This window comes from Prolixibacteraceae bacterium, from assembly GCA_019856515.1.
Taxonomy (GTDB): domain Bacteria; phylum Bacteroidota; class Bacteroidia; order Bacteroidales; family Prolixibacteraceae; genus Halosquirtibacter; species Halosquirtibacter xylanolyticus.
In genome coordinates this window covers 2,809,770-2,828,690 of the sequence record CP082230.1, presented here as the reverse complement: position 1 = coordinate 2,828,690, position 18,921 = coordinate 2,809,770, and the positions used below count along the sequence as shown (strand labels likewise).

The 18,921-nt window shown below is 37.3% G+C and carries 17 protein-coding genes; 6 read left to right on the top strand and 11 right to left on the bottom strand.

What is annotated here, in order from left to right:
• Positions 1-16: 16 nt before the first annotated feature.
• From K5X82_10205 to K5X82_10190, 4 genes are all read right to left on the bottom strand, one after another.
• Complete coding sequence (locus K5X82_10205; protein QZT35691.1) at positions 17-463, bottom strand: retropepsin-like domain-containing protein; 447 nt, start codon at positions 461-463, stop codon at positions 17-19.
• A gap of 73 nt (positions 464-536) precedes the next feature.
• Positions 537-1,469: a malate dehydrogenase gene (mdh, locus tag K5X82_10200; protein ID QZT35690.1), complete on the bottom strand. Its 933-nt coding sequence runs from the start codon at positions 1,467-1,469 to the stop codon at positions 537-539.
• Positions 1,470-1,748: 279 nt separating this feature from the next.
• Positions 1,749-2,411 carry an inorganic pyrophosphatase gene (locus K5X82_10195; protein ID QZT35689.1) on the bottom strand — a complete coding sequence of 221 codons (663 nt, stop codon included), beginning with the start codon at positions 2,409-2,411 and terminating at the stop codon, positions 1,749-1,751.
• Positions 2,412-3,820: 1,409 nt separating this feature from the next.
• The gene (locus K5X82_10190; GenBank protein ID QZT39115.1) at positions 3,821-4,642 is read right to left on the bottom strand and encodes an rRNA pseudouridine synthase; all 822 of its coding nucleotides are present in this window, start codon (positions 4,640-4,642) and stop codon (positions 3,821-3,823) included.
• Positions 4,643-5,103: 461 nt separating this feature from the next.
• On the opposite strand from K5X82_10190, the gene glmM reads away from it, so the two are divergent.
• Positions 5,104-6,486, top strand: a complete 1,383-nt coding sequence (gene glmM, locus K5X82_10185; GenBank protein ID QZT35688.1) for a phosphoglucosamine mutase — start codon at positions 5,104-5,106, stop codon at positions 6,484-6,486.
• Between the two features lie 100 nt (positions 6,487-6,586).
• On the opposite strand, the gene K5X82_10180 is transcribed toward glmM, so the two are convergent.
• Positions 6,587-6,841 (bottom strand): DNA-binding protein, encoded by a 255-nt coding sequence (locus K5X82_10180; GenBank protein QZT39114.1) that lies wholly within the window; start codon positions 6,839-6,841, stop codon positions 6,587-6,589.
• 292 nt (positions 6,842-7,133) lie between these two features.
• Here K5X82_10180 and K5X82_10175 point away from each other — a divergent pair, with 292 nt between their 5' ends.
• The 5 genes from K5X82_10175 (at position 7,134) to K5X82_10155 (ending at position 10,329) form a co-directional block, all read left to right on the top strand.
• Positions 7,134-7,310, top strand: a complete 177-nt coding sequence (locus tag K5X82_10175; GenBank protein QZT35687.1) for a hypothetical protein — start codon at positions 7,134-7,136, stop codon at positions 7,308-7,310.
• A gap of 417 nt (positions 7,311-7,727) precedes the next feature.
• Positions 7,728-8,276 (top strand): TetR/AcrR family transcriptional regulator, encoded by a 549-nt coding sequence (locus tag K5X82_10170; GenBank protein QZT35686.1) that lies wholly within the window; start codon positions 7,728-7,730, stop codon positions 8,274-8,276.
• 53 nt (positions 8,277-8,329) lie between these two features.
• Positions 8,330-8,737: an RNHCP domain-containing protein gene (locus K5X82_10165; GenBank protein QZT35685.1), complete on the top strand. Its 408-nt coding sequence runs from the start codon at positions 8,330-8,332 to the stop codon at positions 8,735-8,737.
• Complete coding sequence (rsgA, locus tag K5X82_10160) at positions 8,727-9,746, top strand: ribosome small subunit-dependent GTPase A (protein ID QZT35684.1); 1,020 nt, start codon at positions 8,727-8,729, stop codon at positions 9,744-9,746. The genes K5X82_10165 and rsgA overlap by 11 nt, the downstream gene beginning before the upstream one ends.
• Positions 9,747-9,786: 40 nt before the next feature.
• Positions 9,787-10,329, top strand: a complete 543-nt coding sequence (locus K5X82_10155) for a GNAT family N-acetyltransferase (GenBank protein ID QZT35683.1) — start codon at positions 9,787-9,789, stop codon at positions 10,327-10,329.
• A 113-nt stretch (positions 10,330-10,442) separates the two neighbouring features.
• Here K5X82_10155 and nhaD read toward each other — a convergent pair whose 3' ends face one another.
• From nhaD to K5X82_10125, 6 genes are all read right to left on the bottom strand, one after another.
• Positions 10,443-11,825 (bottom strand): sodium:proton antiporter NhaD, encoded by a 1,383-nt coding sequence (gene nhaD, locus K5X82_10150; protein ID QZT35682.1) that lies wholly within the window; start codon positions 11,823-11,825, stop codon positions 10,443-10,445.
• A gap of 465 nt (positions 11,826-12,290) precedes the next feature.
• Positions 12,291-13,118 (bottom strand): orotidine-5'-phosphate decarboxylase, encoded by an 828-nt coding sequence (gene pyrF, locus K5X82_10145; protein QZT35681.1) that lies wholly within the window; start codon positions 13,116-13,118, stop codon positions 12,291-12,293.
• 177 nt (positions 13,119-13,295) lie between these two features.
• Positions 13,296-14,366 (bottom strand): peptide chain release factor 1, encoded by a 1,071-nt coding sequence (gene prfA / locus K5X82_10140; GenBank protein ID QZT39113.1) that lies wholly within the window; start codon positions 14,364-14,366, stop codon positions 13,296-13,298.
• Between the two features lie 85 nt (positions 14,367-14,451).
• Complete coding sequence (locus tag K5X82_10135; protein QZT35680.1) at positions 14,452-15,624, bottom strand: phosphoribosylformylglycinamidine cyclo-ligase; 1,173 nt, start codon at positions 15,622-15,624, stop codon at positions 14,452-14,454.
• A gap of 219 nt (positions 15,625-15,843) precedes the next feature.
• Positions 15,844-17,838 (bottom strand): hypothetical protein, encoded by a 1,995-nt coding sequence (locus tag K5X82_10130; protein QZT35679.1) that lies wholly within the window; start codon positions 17,836-17,838, stop codon positions 15,844-15,846.
• 73 nt (positions 17,839-17,911) lie between these two features.
• Positions 17,912-18,916, bottom strand: coding sequence for a PorP/SprF family type IX secretion system membrane protein (locus K5X82_10125; protein QZT35678.1), 1,005 nt, complete (start codon positions 18,914-18,916; stop codon positions 17,912-17,914).
• Positions 18,917-18,921 lie beyond the last annotated feature (5 nt).

Sequence of the window (18,921 nt, the reverse complement as noted above, 5' to 3'; positions counted from 1 at the left end):
CGTTTCCTATCGAATCTCAATGTTTTACGTTATGTTTCTTGATAATTATGTTTTGTTTATGTAGATCTATCACGGCTTCTTGTGCCGTTAGAAAATCACATCCAATAATTCCACATATCTTGAGATCCGTATTTTCGTCATATATCTGTTGAATATGATCTAACATCATCACTGCGACCCTGACATGATAAAATGTATCATTACCTAGATCAATTTCTTTTAGATAACCATGCTCTGAATTCATAGTCTCCTCTGTTAGACCTTTCAGAACGAGTAAACTGTTACCATATGTTATTTCAACCTTCTCTGCATAGCTTTGGTCTACAACACTCGAACTCGCACCTGTGTCGATTATCCACCAAAGATCTGGTTCTTTGGTGTTTTGACACACAATATGAATGCCATTGTCTTCCAATTCAACTATACGAATAGGAATGATGGTCTTCTTTTTTCTCCAGATCATTTTTTAAAGATAAAAAAAAGAGGATGCAGATGCAATCCTCTTTCTTTATATGTTAATAAAAATAAAATTATTTTTATCCGTTCAAACGATCTAGTACTGCCATAACTTCGCGTACATGACCTTCAGAATCTTTCAATAATTTCATCTCATCATCGTTCAACTGAAGCTCGATAACTTTCTCTACACCATTCTTGCCAAGAATTACAGGAACGCCTAAGTAGCAGTTATCAATGCCATACTCTCCCTGTAGTTGCATACACACTGGGAAAACACGTCTTTGATCCTTAACAATAGCTTCTACCATCTGAGCCGCTGCTGAACCTGGAGCATACCATGCTGATGTACCCATTAGTTTCACTAACTCTCCACCACCTTTTTTTGTTCTGTCAACGATAGCTTCTAGCTTGTCCGCTTCGATAAGCTCTGTTACTGGAATACCTCCTACAGTAGTGTAACGAGGAAGTGGTACCATAGTATCACCATGACCACCCATCAATACAGCCTGAATATCTTTTGGTGAAACATTTAAAGCTTCAGCCAAGAATGCACGGTAACGAGCAGTATCAAGAATACCAGCCATTCCGATTACTTTAGTACGAGGTAGTTTCGATGTAATATGTGCTTGATAAGTCATTACATCAAGAGGGTTCGAAACAATAATAATAATTGCTTCAGGCGACTGAGCTATGATGCTCTCTGTCACTTGCTTTACGATACCTGCGTTGGTTTGAATCAAATCATCACGACTCATACCTGGTTTACGTGGCAAACCTGATGTGATAACAACAACATCCGAATCTTTAGTCTTAGAGTAGTCGTTAGTAGAACCTACTGTACGAGTATCATAAGTGTTGATCGGCGCTTTCTGCCAAATATCAAGGGCTTTTCCTTCTGCTACACCTTCTTTGATGTCAACGATAACCACTTCGTTAACAATTTCGCGATAAGCTAGTACGTCTGCGCATGTTGCTCCAACATTACCCGCTCCAACAACTGTTACCTTCATATCTTCTGTATTTTAGGTATTAAATTTTCTTGAAAAACTATACAAAAATCACTCAAATCTTACATGTCAAAGATAAATCAGTTAATCCATTTAAAAAAGAAAACGACCCGTTTTGTACTCGAAAAATTGAATCTTTCGGTACAGTTGTTCGAGAACTCAAACGAATACTTCTTTGACATATATCGCTGGGGGTATAGGAGGGCGAAAGTTCATGGTCCCACCATGTTATAAGGGTATAATTCCAATTCATAGATTGAGGGAATAGGTCTATGTAGAGGTTTATAACAGTTTGCCTAGGTTGTCAAATTTGTTTGAATAATCCTTTATGGATGTTTCAATTACTTCTACGGCATCTTCTTTGCCATAGATCTCTGCAATTTCCGAGTTGCGCTCTTCTCCAGGAATATCCTTGTAAGTCAAGAAGTAGTGCTTTAGTCGTGAAATGATATTGGCTGGAACTTCGCTTATGTCCGTCATATGTCCATAAATAAAATCCTCTTTCAACACCGCGATGATTTTATCATCCGCCTCATTGCCATCAATCATTCGAAATCCACCAATCGGATGGGCACTCACTAAGATATCACCGTGAGAAATCTCTTTCTCTGTCAGTACAATAATATCCAATGGATCACCATCTCCTTTGATACCTTCTCGGCCAGTTCTTCGGCAACATAATTCGCCCAACGAATCGCCACAATAAGTTTGTGGTACGAAACCGTATAGTGCAGGTACGTGATTGGAATACTTTTGTGGTCTATCGATCTTCAAATATCCAGACTCTTTGTCTACTTCATATTTGACAGTATCCGTACTTACCACTTCTATATAACAAGTAACCATCTCCGGCACATCTTTCCCAATGAAGACACCGTGCCATGGATGTGACTTGTAGCGCAATCCCATCAGTCGTCCTATGGGATCTGCAAATCTATCTGCCATAACTAACTTTTAAATTCTACACAGTTACAAAGGTAGGAATTAATATTTTTCTTGACATCCTTTTAAAGATTTATAAAACACCTGCCACTTTACTTCTTTCGTCACTTTTTTTTCTTAAAATCAAAACAACACTTAGGCAATCGATTGTATTTGACCTTTTATCTTAAATATCCCCATGATACCTTCACCATGTTCAATATAAAGATCGGTTATGAATTGTTCACAGTACTCTATTTTCACTGCTTAACAATCTTTTTTACATGATAGTCCACTATTAAAACTGCTATTTCATTATACAAACAGTTTAAAAATAGTGCCACCTCAATAAGGATTTAGAGTCACCATTATGCCTGCTTTTAATATCATAAATGGCTACAACGATACCCCATGCAAATGCCTTACAAAACAAATCCATTTGTCATTACTCCTTTGTGATTTTCCTTCTCAGAGTGTATCTCTCTCTCATTTAAGTTCCGTAATTTTTCTTCTCCAAACTGATATTTCTTTCATTCGAGTTCCATGATTTTCTTTCTCAAAAAAAAGGTGTTTATTATATTGTAACAAAGGAATCGTTCGCGCATATTGAATTACCATACATTATGGATCTGATCTAGTGCTTCTATATGTGCTGTTTTTATATCAACTCTCTCCATGCCAACTAAATTGATAAAGTTTAGACAGAGTTAATTCTACACCGTCTCGAGTTAATTTTACATTGTCATGCAAATTAGAATAGCTCATTTAACTCCCTTAACAGAATTGACTTCACAGCCTCACGAATTACTTATTCAACCTTACCAAACAGGGGAATACCCTATACTTCCTCCCAACCTAATCCGTACCTAATACGCCCCTAATCCGTACCTAATACGCCCTTTGTCCATGATTCGTCCATGCTTCCTCCATGGTTCAGCCATCAAAAACCCCGAAATCGATGGACAAACCATGGAGGAAGCATGGCTAAACCATGGACAAAGGACGGATTAAGGGCGTATTAGGGGCGGATTAAGGATGGGTTAAGTCAGAGGATGGTAGCTGTTAAGTCATACTTTAGTATAGGCCTCCTGATTTCCCATTTTATTTTCCTTTTACGATCTCTTTATACTTTTTTTGTTCTCGTATTTAAGTGTCTAATAAACTGTTGTTTAGGTTCTCGGTTATTACATTCTGTTTTATGGTGTGAGATATGTTGATTAGAATCCGTATTGTCTTGCTGAAACAAAACAGTGGATGTGTGTTGGGGGAATTTTTATGTAGGATATGTAGTGTGGGGTGGAGGAGTAATCAATATTTTAATTTAGGAGCGGTGTATGTGTTTTGTTTTTATTTCGTCGGTATTAGGGCGGTTTTGAGATAAAAAAAGGTTGCCATTGTGGCAACCTTTCGTATTTTGAGATATGATATCTGGATTAAAAGTTTCCCATTCGAAGGAATGAGATTTCATCTGGTGTTAGATGTCTCCATTTACCACGAGGTAAGTTTAGTTTTGTCAAACCACAGAAATATACTCTATCTAGTTTCATCACCTTGTACCCTAGCGCACCAAAGATACGACGTACAATACGGTTTTTACCAGAGTGGATTTCTATACCTACTTGTTTTGTGTCGTCTTGATCTACGTAACTTACTGCATCTGCTTTTACAAATCCATCTTCAAGGTTAACACCTTCTAAGATCTGACGGATATGATTTTTGGTTACTTTCTTATCACAGTAAACATGATAGATCTTCTTACGATTATATTTTGGGTGTGTAAGACGAGTTGTTAGGTCACCATCGTTTGTAAATAGAAGAAGTCCTGTTGTCTCTTTGTCAAGACGTCCTACAGGATATAATCTCTCTTTACAAGCTGATGATACAAGCTCCATCACAGTTTTGTCGGCGTGTGGATCGTCTACTGTTGTAACAAAACCTTTTGGTTTGTTCAGTAGGATATAACGCTTTTGTTCTGCGGTAATTTTCTCTCCTGAGAAGTTTACTTCATCTCCTGGCTTTACACGGAATCCCATTTCAGTAACGGGGCTTCCATTGACAGTAACCACTCCTGAAGCAATATATGTATCCGCATCACGACGAGAACAGATTCCTGCATTGGCAATGAAACGATTCAGACGCATTGTGTCGTCATTGCGCTTGCTTACATTGGTATTCTTCTTGATTCTTTTTTGAGGAGCTTTGCCCATATCCGAGAATTTAGGCTTCTGCTTAAATACTTTACCGTCGTTAGACATGTATTGGTCAGACTCTTGCTCTTCTTGTTTGTAATGGCGAGGTGCTCTTTGTGCTTTACGTGCACTACGGTCATCCCCTTTACGACCTTTTGGTGCATCGGATGATTTTGGTCGGCTTTTACCTACTCTTTGACCTGCGCTAGAGCCCCCTTTACCGACGGTCCTTTTTTCACTTCGGGCCTGTCTTCTTTCTCCCATCATTTAATGTTTTAATGTAAAATATTATAGTTCAATATTCTTATAATCAGAAATATTGTACGTAATTTGAATAAATCGGGCACAAAGATGATAAAAAAAATCGAGAAGTTATATCTTTAAAAGTTCCATATTCCCAAATAATCTTACCATTATAACTTATAATACAAAGTTAAGTATCGGATGGTTCATTCCCTACTGGTAGGTTTGACTTTGGTGAAGAAATTATACAACTTTGTATCTTAATCAAAAAATTTTAAACCAAGATGACTCTTATTAAATCGATCTCTGGAATCCGTGGTACTATCGGAGGACAAGCAGGAGAGGGGTTAAGTCCTCTAGACGTAGTTAAATTTACTGCATCTTACAGCACTTTTATGCAATCGCAAGCAGGCGATAAGAAGATGACAATTGTAGTGGGACGTGATGCTCGTATCTCAGGAGAGATGGTCAACTCACTTGTAGTTGGTACATTGATGGGAATGGGTGTAGACGTAGTGAATATTGGTTTGGCGACAACACCTACAACAGAGCTTGCTGTAACTGCAGAGAAAGCTGATGGAGGTATTATTCTTACTGCTAGTCATAACCCAAAGCAGTGGAATGCATTGAAGCTATTGAATGCAGATGGAGAGTTCTTGAATGACAAGGCTGGAAAAGAGATTCTTGCTATTGCCGAAAATGAGGCTTTTACTTTTGCAGAGGTAGACGATCTAGGTCAAGTGTCAGAGAAAGATTATACGGATTACCATGTGGATCACGTATTGAATTTAGAGTTGGTTGATGTAGAGGCGATCAAGAGAGCAAACTTTAAAGTGGCTATCGATGCAGTGAACTCTGTAGGAGGTATTGCTATTCCTAAATTGTTGAAAGCATTCGGTGTGGAGCAGATTGTGGAGATCAACTGCGAAGCAACAGGTCATTTTGCTCATGTTCCAGAACCACTTCCTGAGAACTTGGTAGAGACTTCTGCTATTATTAAGAAAGAGGGTGTTGATGTTGGATTTGTTGTTGATCCAGACGTGGACCGTTTGGCTATTATCAATGAAGATGGTTCGATGTTTAACGAAGAGTATACTTTAGCAGCAGTGGCTGATTATGTTCTTTCTAAAACACCTGGTAACACGGTTTCTAACCTCTCTTCTTCTCGTGTATTGCGTGATGTAACTGAAAAGTACGGATGTAGCTACACTGCTTCAGCTGTAGGTGAGGTGAACGTAGTGGCACAGATGAAGGCTACCAATGCAATTATTGGTGGAGAAGGAAACGGAGGCGTTATCTATCCAGCGAGCCACTCTGGTCGTGATGCTTTGGTTGGTATTGGTCTTTTCTTGACACATCTAGCAAATAAGCAGATGACTTGTTCTGCATTGAGAGCGACATATCCAGCATACTTTATCTCTAAGAATAAGATTGAGTTGACTCCGGAAATTGATGTTGATGGTTTGTTGGTGAAGATGGAAGAGAAGTATGCTCACGAGAATGTGAATAATATCGATGGGGTTAAAATCGATTTTGCAGACCGTTGGGTACACTTAAGAAAGTCAAATACAGAGCCAATTATTCGTATCTATTCAGAAGCTCCTTCTATTGAGGAGGCAGATGCTTTGGCAAATCAGATTATTTCAGACATTAAAGGTTTGATCTAATATTGATAAAAAAAGGGGTAAACAGATCGATGTGCTTATGTTGTCGGATAGATCTTTTTACCTCTTTTTTCTTCTTCTTGTAAATCGTAGGTGCTAATCTTTACGATTCATCTAATATGTTTCTTGCTCTGTTTAGAATAGTGGTATCATCTAGCATGACCACTCCACCACCAGGGCCTCTCTCTAAATGTATACCAACACTGGTACCATCTTTCCAATTTGATCCACCAAAGTAATTTCGTACTGTAGCTGTCGTAATACCTAACTCTGACGCTATGCGAGACATCGTGCCATCTGGTAGACTGTCTTTTATCCTTCTTAGCTCATTGAAAGTCATTTTTTCTGCCATATTCAGAGAGTTTTTGGTTAATAAACGAGTTACATCTTAACGATGTCCTTTAAATTTACAAAGAAGTTGTGTAAAACTAGAGGTGAGTTAACATGTTTTATAACAATAAGATAACAATTAATTAATGTGGTTTATTGGGATGAAAGCTTGTGGGATTATAGCATATGAATAGTTATAGCATTGTTCCAATTGTGGGGATTTTCAATGCTTAGTTTGTTGTGTCTAACTTTTTATGTCTAGTCCCTTTTTGTATATTGTTTTCTTATAGATAAACCAATGCATATTAACATCGAGTATTATGAAAAAAGGACTGTGGGTATACATTATTGGAGGTGTAATTATTATTGGATGTATTGCTGAGTGGTTTTTCAACGATCTGACAAGTACTGTTTTTCTATTTTTAGTGATTGGTATGATAATCACTTTAGTGGGAATAGCTATGATGTTTAGGTATTTATATAAGAATAAGGATTAATACGATGACTTGATACATTCTACATAAAAGTATCACTCGGAAAGGGGGATCTTGTCTTTTTATGGATAGCGGTTGTTATTCGTGGAAGGTACGGCCTCCTTTTTTTTATATCCTCTAACAGGTGGTGTCGAATTATTACTTATCGATGAGGTTCTTGGCGTATCATTTGGAGAATAATATTTATATAATGTTGATGTATGTCCTTTGTGTCTGATGTCAGATGAGTGTTTAAAATCTTTCATTGAGTTATCCTAATGATCGGTTTTGAAGTTGCTTGACGTATCCTCTTTGAATGGAAGATAGTGGTTTTTAGTTTGTTGAAAATGTATAATATATTTCTTAAGTGTTGGAGTTTATTATTTATTTCATACTTTTGCTGACCGAGTGATCACTCGGTTTTTGTAATTTATTGATTTTATGGACAAAAGAAAACAGATAATTGATTCCGCGACAAAGCTATTTTCTGAACAAGGATTTGAGAATACTTCTATATCCGCGATCTGCAAAATGGCGAATGTTTCTAATGGACTTGTATTCCATCATTTTAAGAATAAGAATGAGCTTTTGAGAGAGATCTTTAGTTCTACAACAGGCATTGTTGTTAAGATGATTGAGGAGTACGAAGAGCAAAGTGAAGGGATGGATCCGAAGGTTCGGTTAAGACAGCATATTGAAAGAATATTTCACCAGATGGAAGAAGATAAAGAGTTCTTTCAGCTCTATTTGAGTGTAATGTTCTATCCGACAACACGGTTAATATTGATTGATCTGATTGAAGAGCGTTCAGATATCCTATTAGGTTTTGCTGAGAGATTATTAAAGGGGGTACATCATGAAAAGAGTAGTATTCTTAAATATATGTTCACCTCAGAATTAGATGGTATAGCGATAAACTATATCTATAAAACGGATGAATACCCTTTGGAAACAGTAAAAGAACAGATGATCCAAAGGTATACATCATAAGGTAGATGATTGGTCATTACTAATCATTTACAATGAAATATTGATGAGTAGAAATGACACGAAATAAAATATTAAGAAACAATCCATTAGAGTCTTTTATTTGTTGCTCTTGTGGTAAAGCTGTTGCTCCATTATCGATTGGAGGGAACCATCGTAACCACTGTCCACACTGTTTGTGTAGTTTGCATGTAGATATCACTCCTGGCGACCGTCGGTCTAGTTGTCGAGGTGCAATGGTTCCAATAGGTATATATGTACAGAAAAATAATGAGTGGTCTATTATTCATAAATGCAACAAATGTGGTGTGACGCGATTAAATCGGATTGCAGCAGATGATAATGAATTATTGTTGTTAACAATTGCATTAAAACCAGTATTGAATTTGCCATTTACTTCAGATTCAATTATCTCTTTATTGAATGAATTAGGGATAAAGAAAGGAGCTGAGAATGTGTATTAATCAGACTGTTCGTGGTCGTGTTGTGGAGAAGCAATATGATCGATATAATATTAAGATAGGTGCTGATATATATAATGCAAGTCTTAAAGGAGCTATCTATTTTGACGAAAATGGTGGTGAAGTTATTCCATGTGTTGGAGATTGGATTGAAGCAATTGATTTAGATGGACATTTTATAATAACAGAAGTCTTTGAGCGTAAGAATTGTATTATGCGACAGTCTGTAGGTAGATCTAGCCGTAGTCAGATATTAGCAGTGAATATAGATTATGTTTTTGTTGTATTAGGATTGGATGGAGGTAGAAACTATTCAGATCGCTTGCTTGAGAGGTTGATGTTGGTTGCTTGGAATAGCGGTGCAACACCTATTATTGTTCTGAATAAATCGGACCAAAATAGTATATCTGATTTAGTGAAGTGTCAGGCAGAAACGATTGCTCCTGGAGTTGATATTTTGGTGACAAGTACTATTGAAGGTACTGGTATCAATGCTATTTTGAGTTATCTAGAGCAGGAGAAGGTAGGGGTGTTTATCGGTCCTTCAGGTGTTGGGAAGTCAACAATTACTAATTTCTTAATGAAAGAAGAGTTGCAAAAAACATCTAAAGTCAAAAGGAGTAATAAGAGGGGAAGACATACCACGACTTCATCCTATATGTTCGAGCTAGAGAGTGGGGCTTATGTGATTGATTCTCCTGGCTTAAGAGATGTCCAGTCATGGGCAGATAATGATGATGTAGATAAGCTGTTTGAGGAGATATCCACGATCTCTGATGAGTGTAAATTTCGTGATTGTACACACCAGGGAGAACCAGGGTGTGCTGTGCAAGAGCAACTAGAAGAAGGTTATATAACTCCTGAAAGGTATGATAGTTATCTGCAATTAAAGAGAGAGATTGACTTTTGGGATCGTAAGAGATCTGAGAAATCCTTTGCTGGAGAGAGACAATATGATAAGAACTTCACAAAGCTGAAGCAGAAGATGATGAAGCATAAGTTTATCGGATGATTTTAAGTACTTATTTAATAATGCTAATACTTATTTAAAAATGAAATACTGTACAAAGGCTCAAAGTAAAGAGCATATCGAATTGGCCTCACATATAGAGTTTACTGCATTCAAAGAAGCAGGAGGGTTATATGATGAAAGACATGCAAAACTGTATGCCAACTTGGCTATAGATTTGATTAAAGATGGTAGTTACTCGATTATTTATAAAGAGGTGGCTCATGCTTGTTATACACCTATTACTATTGATTCTGCACCAGAGTTAAAATGTTATGTTTTAGCACCACTAGCTGTTTTGCCTGGATTTCAACGACAAGGATTGGCAAGTGAACTTATGGATATTGCTGAGAGAGAACTTAATCCTGATGTTGTGTTTATCGCTGGCGAAAAACATCATTATGGTAGAAGATATAATGCACCACATAAAATTGGTATCCCTGCAGAATCGGAGATGCCTCTTGAGAACTGGTTTGCTAAAGTATTTACTCCAGGAATTCTGGATGGTATTGAATCAACATCATCTATTTCAGGACCATATGCAGATCCATTTGTGTGGAGTCACCCTGCAGAACAGTTTAAATAGATTTTTATTTAAGTTGGAAGTACTTTAGTAGAGATTATTTGTCTCGGTGTTGTCAATATGAGAATATAATGGGGGACTATATTAGTCCCCCATTTTAGATTTTTATGTCGTCTCTAGAATACGCCGTTACAGAACATATAGGTGAAAGCACCTGCTAAGTATCCAATAGCTGCAATCCATGATATCTTTTTGAAGTACCACCCAAAAGTGATTCCTTCCATTCCCATGGCTGCTACTCCTGCTGCAGAACCGACGATAAGGATTGATCCTCCTGTACCTGCACAGTATGCAAGGAAAGACCAAAATTGACCATCTTGAACAAAGTTTGTTAGGTAGCCAACTGCATCAGCTCCTGCCACTTCGTACATACCCATGGCACTAGCTACCAATGGTACGTTATCTACAATCGAAGATAAGAACCCAATGGCGATATTGATACCGTAAATATCTCCAATATGTTTGTCCATTAATTCGGCCATCATATCAAGTTGACCTGCAGATGTAAGTGCAGATACCCCTAGTAGTACTCCTAAGAAGAATAGGATGGTTGGTGTATCCAGTTTGTGAATAGTCTTGATTACACTTAATTTACGTTGGTCATCATGAGGCTTCTTTTGGATCATTACTTCTGATACAAACCACATTACTCCTAAGCCTAATAACATACCAATGAAAGGAGGCAGGTGTGTGACTGTTTTAAAAACAGGAACAAATAACAGGCAGATGATTCCAGCAAAGAAGATTAGTTTTCGCTCTCCCGGAGTTGTATATTCTCTTGTTTCAGATTCTTCCAGTTGTGGTTCCTCTCTCTTACCCTTCAATACTATAGAGGCGATGAATAGAGGTATTAGCATACTTACCAAACTCGGGATGAATAGAGATGTGATAATATGAGTTGATGTTACTTGTCCTCCAATCCATAGCATAATGGTTGTGACATCACCGATGGGTGAAAATGCACCACCTGCGTTGGCACTTAGAACAATCATGGATGCGAAGAACCAACGATTTTCTTTGTTATCAAGTATTTTACGAATTAGGGTAACCATGACAATTGTAGTTGTTAGGTTATCTAATACGGCGGACATGAAGAATGTTAATATTGAAATAACCCATATAAGCTTAACAATATTTCGAGTCTTTATCTGGTCTGTAATGACGCGAAATCCTTGAAATGAGTCAACAATTTCAACAATACCCATTGCTCCTAAAAGGAAGAATAGAATAGCTGAAATTTCGTATAGGTGTTCCACCAATTCGTGGTGAACAATGAAGTCAACTAAACCATTTTTTTCTCCACCGGAATGAAGATAATGATGCCAGCTACTACTATAGTCTAAGCCTAAAATTTCAGTTCCAAATAGTGCGTAAATTGCCCATAGTAGGCCTCCCATAATGAGAGCTGCCGCTGCTTTGTTGATTTTAGTATTGTGTTCTAGTACAATACCAAGGTAGCCTAATACAAAGACAGCGATCATGACATTAAATGCGATCATAATCCTTTTCTATTATTGTTTTTAGATTAAATATACTTGTGCCTTTAAGAGGATAACAATTATGATGAGGGAGAGGTTATAAGAAAATACCGTTAATCATAATGTTACGGAGACAGATGTATAAACTTTGTAACAATAGTATGAAAAATTGTCTAGACTCGAAATAAATAAGTGTAAAAAGTACGATTCGTCCCATACTAAGATACCATTAGGTAATAAAATATCTTATTTGATACAAATAATAAAAATGCATCACCACGATATAATACTTATCGTATTATTGTGACGATGCATTTTTATTTATTTTCCATATGACTTATAATATGATTGAGTTAGAGATAGCCTGACTAAATATTAAAAAAGTGCTATCTTTTTTCATTATTGTTGATTTAACTCATTATTGTCATGATGGTTCTCCCCCTTTATTCATTTCATTTATTGGTTGAATATTATGCAAGGAGTATGTTAGATCAGCCCTTTCTCTTCTAATAGAGATGACATTTCACTTTGTACTTTCATTGCTTCTCCTCTAGCGAAAAGAGTAAAGTCTTCGTCTTTACCAGCATAAATGATTCCTCTTGAAGAGTTTACTAGAAGACCACATTTGTCATTTAGACCATATTTGGCAACTTCTGTTAAACTACCTCCTTGTGCTCCAACACCAGGGACAAGCAAGAAGCTTTCAGGGATGATCTTACGGATGTCAGAAAGGCTCTCTGCTTTTGTAGCACCGACAACATACATCATATTTTCAGGTGTTCCCCACTTCTTTGATGTTTCTAGTACCTTCTCGAAAAGACGAGTTCCATCCTCTTCCATAAATTGGAAGTCAAATGCTCCTTTGTTTGAGGTTAAGGCAAGAAGAATAACCCATTTGTTTTCATAAGACAAGAATGGAGTAACAGAGTCTTCTCCCATATATGGTGCGACTGTTACAGAATCGAAATTCATGTGTTCAAAGAATGCCTTTGCATACATTTTAGAGGTGTTTCCTATGTCACCTCTTTTTGCATCGGCGATAAGAAATAACTCAGGGTAGTTCTCACGAATATATTTTACTGTCTTCTCTAAACTCTTCAATCCGTCGATTCCTTCGCTTTCGTAAAATGCTAAGTTGGGTTTGTATGCCACACATAGGTCGTGGGTTGCATCTACAATCGCTTTATTAAACTCGAAGATAGGATCATCAGTATCTAATAGATGTTCAGGGATTTTAGTTTTATCCGTGTCTAAACCAACACATAGGAAAGATCTTTTCTTTTTAATCTGTTCAAATAGTTCTTGTGAATTCATGATAACCTTATTTTTTATAATAAAACCAATAAACTTCTTTTAATGTTTTTGTCGCATAAAAAAAGCCGACAATAAATTGTCGACTTTAATAAAATTAGAATCCTGCTACACTGTTTTTGTAGACAAACAATGTAAAGAATTCATGAAATATGTTTAATGTCCAATGACTGTACATCTTTATAATTCGCTCTCTTTTAGACGTTCTGAATTTTCTTCCATTCTTAGTTTCTCGATAATCTCATCAATGTCTCCATTGATAATGTTTTGAAGACTATAAAGAGTAAGATTGATTCTGTGGTCTGTTACTCGCCCTTGAGGCCAGTTATAAGTACGAATCTTTGCTGATCTATCTCCTGAAGCGACCATCGTCTTACGTTTAGATGAAATCTCATCTAGGTATTTCTGATGCTCCATGTTATAGATACGAGTACGTAGCTCGACCATTGCTTTTGCTAAGTTCTTTAGCTGTGACTTCTGATCTTGACAAGTAACCACAATACCTGTAGGGATATGTGTTAAACGAATCGCCGAATAGGTGGTGTTTACACTCTGTCCACCAGGTCCAGAAGAACAGTAAGTATCTTTACGGATATCACTTTCTCTTAGATCAATATCGAATTCTTCCGCTTCAGGAAGAACAGCAACCGTTGCAGCAGAAGTATGTACACGTCCTTGTGTTTCTGTTTGAGGGACACGTTGTACACGATGAACTCCAGCTTCGAATTTCATTGTTCCGTATACATTCTCTCCAGAGATCTTCATTACGATCTCTTTGTATCCACCAAGGGTGCCTTCATTGGAATTGGTTACTTCAACTCTCCAGCCTTTCTTCTCTGCATACTTAGAATACATTTTGAAGATGTCGCCAGCAAATATAGCTGCTTCATCTCCTCCTGTTCCACCACGAATCTCTATGATGGCATTCTTTGCATCCTCTGGGTCAGCAGGAACTAATAGCATTTTGATCTCCTGTTCTTTTGGAGCTACCAATGCTTCGTTCTCAGAAAGCTCTTCACGAGCCATCTCCTTCATGTCCTCATCGCTCTCTTCAGCAATAAGTTCTTTGGCTTCGTTGATATTGTTGACGATACGTTGATAATCTTCAAAAGCTTGCACAAGATCCTCCATACGTCGGTACTCTTGGTTTAGCTTTACATATCTTTTCATGTCAGAGATTATAGAAGGGTCGGTAATTTGTTTTCCTACCTCTTCGAATCGCATCTTTATCGCTTCAAACTTTTCAAGCAAACTATTATTCGCCATGTTCTATTTTTTGATCACTTGTTCTATTTCTAATGATGGGTTACATCATTACTCTTCATTTCACATGAAATCAAGAATATGCAAAAGTACCAAATTCAGATTTAATAGTCACTTTTTTTCCTTCAAAAGATGTTACATGACCAATAATCTTTGCATCGACATGGTATGATTTGGAGATTTCAATGATTTTATCAGCCACTTCAGGGTTGACATATAGCTCGAATCGATGGCCCATGTTGAATACTTTGTACATCTCTTCCCAAGGTGTTTTACTCTCTTCTTGGATAATTTTAAATAGAGGTGGTATGTCAAACATTTGGTCTTTCACCACGTGAACATTATCCACAAAATGTAATACTTTGGTTTGAGCTCCTCCGGAACAGTGGATCATTCCAAATATATCAGAACGGTATTTCTCTAATATCTCTTTTACTATCGGTGCATAAGTTCGGGTAGGGGATAGCACTAGTTTACCTACATCGATACCTAACTCTTCTACTTTCTCCGTTAACGATTTGCTTCCCGAGTATACTAGATCTGCTGGAACTTGTTGGTCGTAGCTTTCTGGGTATTTCTCTGCTAGATAGTTCGCGAAGACATCATGACGTGCAGAGGTTAATCCATTGGAACCCATACCACCATTGTACTCTTTTTCGTAAGTTGCGGTTCCGAATGAAGATAGACCAACAATGACATTGCCATCTTTAATGTTATCGGCACTAATTACGTCACTTCGTTTCATGCGAGCCGTAACTGTAGAGTCAACAATAATTGTTCTTACAAGATCTCCGACATCGGCAGTCTCTCCACCTGTAGGGTGTATTCTTACTCCTTGGCTCGAAAGCTCTTGACATAAGGTCTCGGTTCCTTCAATAATCTCTTTAATGACTTCTCCAGGGATAAGGTTTTTGTTACGACCAATGGTAGATGAAAGTAAAATGTTATCTACTGCACCTACACAAAGTAGATCGTCAATATTCATGATCAGTGCATCTTGGGCTATCCCTTTCCAAACAGAAAGATCTCCTGTCTCTTTCCAATACATATAGGCCAGTGAGGATTTGGTCCCAGCTCCATCTGCATGCATAATATTACAGTGAGTGTCATCTCCACCAAGAATATCAGGTATAATCTTACAGAATGCTTTTGGGTAAAGGCCTTTATCCACATTCTTAATTGCATTATGTACATCCTCTTTGGATGCTGAAACGCCTCTCTGGTTGTACCTAGATTCGGTTGTCATGGGTCGTTAAAATAAAAAGGTGATATGTAATGTTTTGGTTCTGTATCCTTATGCTTTTTAGGATAAGACCAAAAGTACTACCTTTTTAGGGAAACAAATATGAGAATCGATCGCTTTGATTGTAGAGTTTACAAAAGGATAAAAAACGACCTCTAAAAGAGAAGCTCTCGTATGGTGTGATGTGAAAGATAAAAAGGAGGCACTTGGCCTCCTTTTTGATTATTTATCTAAGATATCGATTTTTACTCTTCGGTTGAGTAGGTTACCCATTCTCATTTGTTCGTGTGATTCTAATGATTTGATAAACTCTTCATCGACCTTTTGGTCTAGATATAGATAGTAGTATAACTTATGGAAGTAGTGATCCACTACAAACGGACGATATACTTCTGGATTATCAATGATCTTAATTCTTTCAGGCTGGATACCCATCTTAATTAGATATTTCATGACTATCTCACAACGTTGTTTTGCAAGATATGATTTCTCTAATAGAACTTCTTGGCCATCTATCGTTCCTGAAAGTGCTAGCTTAACATCGTTGTCTTTTAACCCTTCGCGAAGAATAAGTTTTCTGATAACATTTTGTGAATAGTTAGTTAAACGAGCATAGTTTCTTTCGAAGAAGATATGTTGTAACTCTTCACGGGAAAGATTTACTACCTCCTCTTTTTTCGGTGCTTCGTCTTTCACACCATTTGGATCAATATTTCCAAGGTCAACCAATGGAGGAGTCATCTGCTCATACTCTTTCCCCGAAACAAAGATCTTTGCTTGGTATACTGAGTCTTGGTTTTCGCTGGTCTTTATAGATAGTTCGTAGTTTTCACCACTCTTTGCAATGACAGAGAAATCACCTGTCTCATCATTAACTGAAAGTTCTTTGACAGTTGAAATGTTTTCTAGAGCTCCGACAATAGAGTCATTTTCATGTAGTTCTGTGTCGTAGTTGCCGACTACAGCATATAGGCCGTTACGTTCTCTGTCTGGATAGAATACTTTGTATATATCAGTACTTCCTTTACCATTCATACGTCGTGATACAAGATATCCTGCCGTACCATCTACAGACTCTACATATTCAAAATCATCTGCCGTTGAGTTTAAAGGATAACCTAGGTTAATAGGATCGGTAAATGTACCCTCATATTCATCAGAATAGTAGATGTCAAAACCACCTACTCCCATCTGTCCATTGGTACTAAAGTATAGTGATGTACCGTTAGGGTGTAGTACTGGATATATTTCGTCACGATGGGTATTTACAAATTTTCCTACATTCTTAGGTTTCTCAACGGTCCAATCTCTATTTAACCTTGCACGGTAGATATCATATCCACCCTTTCCCCCAAAACGTTTACTAGAAAAAAAGATCCAGTGACCGTCAGGACTTATGGAAGCAAAGTTATCTTCCGAAGAAGAGTTGATCTCTTCAGGAAGAGGTCTAGGCTTGGTCCATGTCCCTTTGTCTTTCTTCGAGATATAGATTGTAGATTCTCCTTTATAGTTGTCTTTACGTGCTACTGAAAGAACCATTACATCTCTTTGCAGGTTCATAGAGAGGCTAGTGATCACTTTTCCTTTGGAGAAGCTTAGTCGCTTCATGGAAGAGTTGTCTTTATCGCCTGAATAGTGCTTTCTAAGTACCGAATTCCCTTTCCCCGATGAGTAAAGAAGTTGTTCTTCATTTAATGGGATAACAGGAGCCAGTTCAAAGCCAGTAGTGTTTACATCATAAGAGTCTATATTTACATCAATAGGTGCATCAAGATACATACTAGAAGTACGTGCCATGGTTACTAATTGATCAATCTTACCGTCGGAATTACGTTTCCATTTCTCTACATCTTTCAACAGGTTCTTACACTCATTGATACAGTCCTGAAATTTCTCCTGTCTGTGGTAGGCCCTTGCTACGTGATAACGAATCTGTTGCTGCTCAAAAGGTTTTTTTGTTAACTCAAGAGCTTTTGCAATTTCTTTATCTGCCTCCCCCATATGTTCAGGCATAGCAGTATAGATAATCCCTTTCAACATTTGAAGCTGGTACGATCGTTTGTAGCGTTTAGACAAGATCTCAATTTTCTTGATCGCTTTCTCGTACTGTTCGCTGCGTATAAGCTTATCTAAGTCGGATTTGTCTTTACGACTAAGTTTATCGGCTTGTACAATAAAAGATGACAACAATAGTATTATACCAAGTAAATATCTCATATTCTCCTTATAATAAGTCCTATTATCTAGTGAGATAATGGATTAATTTCATTTGCTATTGCAATATATTAATTTATTTGTTCATTATCGAGTTTTTTTGAGATCCAATATCTCCATCTCCCAAATAATCATCGATAATTACTGCATGTTTGATTCCGAATATTTTCATCCATAGATTTCTAATATCAATAGATACATTAAATTCGTGGGTATTCTTTGCAAAATTGACTAGTTCACCCGTATTTAAAGTATAGGCATAAGAAAGCTTAAAGAATTTTAATGCATGGAGTCTTAATATTCCTGTTATAGATTTGTTGCTATGATAGACTCCTCCCACCCAAATTTTATCTCTAACAAACCCTGCAAAAAGTCCTGCATCCCAGTTTAACTGTTTATTTACATCATACATTACTACTCCTACAGGCCGTAGACTAAAACTTGGTAGCATGGCCATATATTCTGCATGTCCGTAGTATACCATGTTATTGGTCTCTGTGTTGGTTGAAATAAGACGCCTTGCAGATCCACCTATTGTTAAATAGTTGGCTTCAAGTGTTAATCCCCCTCCAACAAAATATTCATTTCTATCATCTCCAACTGGTGTAACCACTCCCGCATCCATCTTACCTAGGTCGTATCGAATAAGGTTAGAACCTCCATCAAGACCGAAGAAGAGATAGGTGTAACTTCCTAGCTGAACACCTGCCTCTAATTGTATCGATGCGGTTGAATTATTACGCAATCCTATTTTATCACTCTGGATGGTGAAACCAAAGCCAAGTGTCTTCTTTACATCCTCACCTCTATCTACCGATTCGATGCTTTGAATATGACCATGCATATAGGCTGTTGTGGTTGTAGGTGAACCATCAAAACCAGACCATTGGGTCGTGTTGATGGCATCAATCCATACTGTGGTATCTTTTCCTGTGTACGAAGGATTGAGAAGACCGATATGATCTACAATCGTATTGAAGTTTAACTTTTCTTGTGCATGACTTACTCTTATATTTAACATACAGATAGTAAGTGTCAATACAAGAAGAAAATAATTATATGTTGTTTTTATACATTGCATCCACA